The following is a 3,691-nucleotide window of genomic DNA, read 5'->3' on the forward strand; positions in this document are numbered from 1 at the left end:
TTCACTTGAGGTATAAACATTTCTGTGAGCTTCATGGCCTGTTACGTTTTCGCCAGGTTCAAACACCTGTATATCAATATCGCCGGCATAACTTGTGGTCGGTGTATTACCAATATACATTTCATTCGATAATATTTCATAGCGCCCAACACCTACACTTAACATTAAATAAAGCCATTGCTCATTATCAATATATTCTCGTCGTGGCATTGTTAAATAATCAGGGTAAATTTTATGGCGCCCTGCCCCTTCAGGGATAATGCCCATAAGCCTGGGCTTATTCCCTTGGGTATTTACATCATAAATACTACTGCCATCAGGAGTCGTCGAGTTATAGTTATCGGGGATTTGATTTGCGGTATATACGGCATAACCGACAGCGATCACAGCAATAACCGCATAAGCAATTGTGGCAGGCTCTTTTGGCTCAACAATAATGCTTACATCATCCGACGCTTCAAATTGATAAATTTTCCAATTTGTCGGCAATAAGACCCGCTGATTTATAAGCACAGTAAAAAGTGGTTCATCGCTCTCATAATAAGCAGGGACATTTTCAGTCAGCCATTGATGAAGTGTCGAACCAACCTTGCATTTGCAGGGCTCCATTAAAGAAGGATCTAATTTGTTCGGGTAAACTTTAATATCAACCCACATATTCATAAAACTTTACCTCTTTAAATAACCGCTTGAAGTCAGTGATGCTGTCAATTGATGGTCCTTTACGGCGGGATGTATGAAGTATTTCAAGCTTACCGTCGATTAGTTCAACTGTGCCGATGTGAATTAAGCTACCAAACTTAAAACCGCACGCCACAACACCGGGTGATGGTTCGCAAGCTCTAAAGTTGGAAACAATTTGTTGGTAGGCTTCAGTAAGCAAATTTTTGTCGTCTGGGTGAATATGGCCAAACGATTCGAATAATGGTTGACCATAATAGTGATGAAGACGATGCCGAGTTTGACCCCAACAATCAAATCCAGACATATCTCGCCCCTCATTCACATAAGGAACACTTAAATAATCATTAATTGTGTATGACATTATTAACTGAAGTATTTGAGCCCAGGGGCAATGGAAGGTGTATAGCGCTTGTTAGGCCAAGCTTTATTTACAAGGTCATTAAATGATGCAACTACATTGATGCTCTGTGAAGTAGCTTGAACGTCAGCAGCTTTCATTGTAACTGCCGGCTCTGCAGGTTCGCTTAAGTCACTCGATACATAGACCCGGTAAATTACATCAATTTTTACGCCCGCATCAATTGCCAGATCAATCAGTGCAAGTGCTTCGCCAGACACATTATCAATTTGAAATTGTAAGTCCTGGCGACCTTTCACACCTCGCTGCGGTAACGACACTCCCATACCGCTGGCTTTAAATGTAACCATGTCGCCATTTTCAATGCCGGCAACTTGGTCATCAAAGCCATCACAAATCCTAAGCTCCCATAAATCTGCAGCCTTAAGCTCTAATGTGTGAATGGGGATGTCGTTAACTGGGGCACTTGCGTAGATACGTTGGAGTACTTCACTCATTGAATAAATCCACAAGTGCCTTACCGATGGCCTTTAACTGGGCTGGACCAGGATGGTTATAGCCACCTGAAGCGCATAAACTGTGTCCAGACATACCACTAAAGCCAAGAGCATCATCATTTTCGATGTAAGTAGTAGAAACAAAAGCCACACCTGCAGACTCAGCTGCAAGATAAAGCCTATCGTTGGTTAGCTGCCAATCTTCTAAAGAACAACGACCACCAAACGAATTAGGGCGAGGGCAACCTAAGATAATCACATCAGCACCAGCGGCCTTACAAGCGGTCGCTATATCAGCAACGTTTTGGGTGGTGTTAGATGAGCCTATTTCGTTCATTCCAAATGCAACGACAACTACATCGGGGTTGTAAGATAGCATCGCGTTTAAACGTCCCGGCTCTAAACCGCCCCGCTGGTTGTTGTCTGTTTCGCTTATATAATTAGCACTCCAAGAACCACCAATGCCAAAATTTAAATAAGTAACATTTGAACCTAACTCTTCAAACTTAGCTTTTAGAGCATAGTTCCAACCAAAATGCTGATGAACAGCGCCAGCTCCATCCCCGTGGTCGAATACTTCAAATGCTCCACGAGTGTCAGCAGGTAATTTTCCATAAAAACCTAGTCCGTCACGATTTGGGCCATTCGGTTCGTCATAATTTGCAGGGCTTCCTTGCGCTGTAATAGAGTCACCATAACCCGCAATAGTAATAGCTGATTGCTGATTTAACTTGCCAATTAACTTACTTAACGTTGCGCGGCTTCTGGCTTTTTCTGTGAGGTAATAACGATCAAAGTTATCACGAATGATGCCGCGCCAATTGTGCATTGGTATTAACTGAACTTCTTGTCCGTAAGCATATACAGAAAAAAGAGCAATACACCCTGTATCTGGCGAGACCATGTACTCTTCTGGGTCCCAATAACGTTCAAACCCTTCAACTACAGATAACTGACCAGTCATCGGGTTTAGCTGAATAATATCGTAGCGAGAGTGATAGCCGTTATAAGTGATTTTAACGGGCGTATCTGCAATATCTTTTTTACCCGCAATACGTCCACCGTTATAAAACACATCATAATCAACACCTTCATTTAACAAAGCGTTATCACTTGTGCGGCGCACTGTCACATTGCGAATATATCGATATGGTAACTCTGCATTCGCGTTACCAAACCATTTGCCGCTGTCATCGAATTTCAATGTATAAGGAATGTTTTCATTCAAATAAGCAACAGGCGCAGTGATTGCTAATGTTTGCGCAGCTACGGTTATGTCACCACTTTGTTTCTTGATAACAAAACTAGGTATAGACACATCAAGTGACGTTTCATTAACAACACCAATATCAGCAAATGCATGCACATGCCCGGCATCAACACTTTGTTTTTTGATTTGAAATTGATTGCTTCTAAGTTCCCACGCGATTGAAGAATCACCACCAACAGGGACAAAGTTATCAGTTGTTTCGTTTGAGTAAAAACCACGTTTTACTTTATCTTCGTTAGCCAAATCATTGTATGACTGACCGCAATCCAATAGCCCACCGATTGCTTTCACGATTAAAAAGTAAGTTGTATTTACTTCAAACGGGCCAACACTCGAAACATCAAATGGAATCGGCATTAATTCATCATTTTCAACGCCTAATTCAGCTAAAGAGTAAGTTTTATTGATTAATACTTCATCTTCAATTAATGCACCAGGTGCTGATTGATCATCAATTATCTCTCGTCTCATTAATTGAAATTCAACACCCGTATTAGACGTCAAATTACCTAAATAAAGGATTGCTGTATCTGCATCAAGCTTTGTTCTTGGCGTAAAGCCAACGGCCCATGCATCAAACGTTGCGGCTGTATTGTTCGACTTCCAATGAGTTCCTTTGAAGTTTCGGCCAGCAACAAAAACATTGGTTTCTTCAAAGCTTGGTAAAAGCTTATTAATAATACCTAAGTTAACCTCAGAGTTATAACCAACTGTTTTTGCTTTTATGGAATTGTTCGCAACATAGCCCCAATTGTTGCTAGGCGTTTTTTTGAACATACCATCAATTTCACCGCCTAGACCAAGAGAAGGTGAGTTACTTACACCTAATGCAGTAAAGGCACCCTGACTATCTAAACCTTCAATAACAAAGAAATATTTAAA

Annotated in this window: 3 protein-coding genes and 1 pseudogene; all 4 read right to left on the minus strand. The window is 41.2% G+C overall.

Annotated features, from left to right (window positions below):
- A pseudogene (locus C2M25_RS09260) lies at positions 1 to 663 on the minus strand (host specificity factor TipJ family phage tail protein); the annotation flags it as partial.
- Positions 647 to 988: a hypothetical protein gene (locus C2M25_RS09265; protein WP_234003549.1), complete on the minus strand. Its 342-nt coding sequence runs from the start codon at positions 986 to 988 to the stop codon at positions 647 to 649. The pseudogene C2M25_RS09260 and the gene C2M25_RS09265, both read right to left, overlap by 17 nt.
- Before the next feature lie 59 nt (positions 989 to 1,047).
- The gene (locus tag C2M25_RS09270; protein ID WP_105180966.1) at positions 1,048 to 1,539 is read right to left on the minus strand and encodes a DUF1833 family protein; all 492 of its coding nucleotides are present in this window, start codon (positions 1,537 to 1,539) and stop codon (positions 1,048 to 1,050) included.
- Positions 1,532 to 3,691: SGNH/GDSL hydrolase family protein (locus C2M25_RS09275; RefSeq protein ID WP_199775167.1), on the minus strand; the 2,160-nt coding region annotated here is incomplete at its 5' end. The genes C2M25_RS09275 and C2M25_RS09270, both read right to left, overlap by 8 nt.

Source organism: Pseudoalteromonas sp. T1lg21, assembly GCF_002964625.1.
In the GTDB taxonomy this organism is placed as follows: domain Bacteria; phylum Pseudomonadota; class Gammaproteobacteria; order Enterobacterales; family Alteromonadaceae; genus Pseudoalteromonas; species Pseudoalteromonas gelatinilytica.

What these genes read in the sequence shown, in the direction of transcription:
- C2M25_RS09265 (WP_234003549.1), bottom strand. Translation starts at nt 988, where the DNA reads ATGTCTGGATTTGATTGTTGGGGTCAAACTCGGCATCGTCTTCATCAC.
- C2M25_RS09270 (WP_105180966.1), bottom strand. Translation starts at nt 1,539, where the DNA reads ATGAGTGAAGTACTCCAACGTATCTACGCAAGTGCCCCAGTTAACGAC.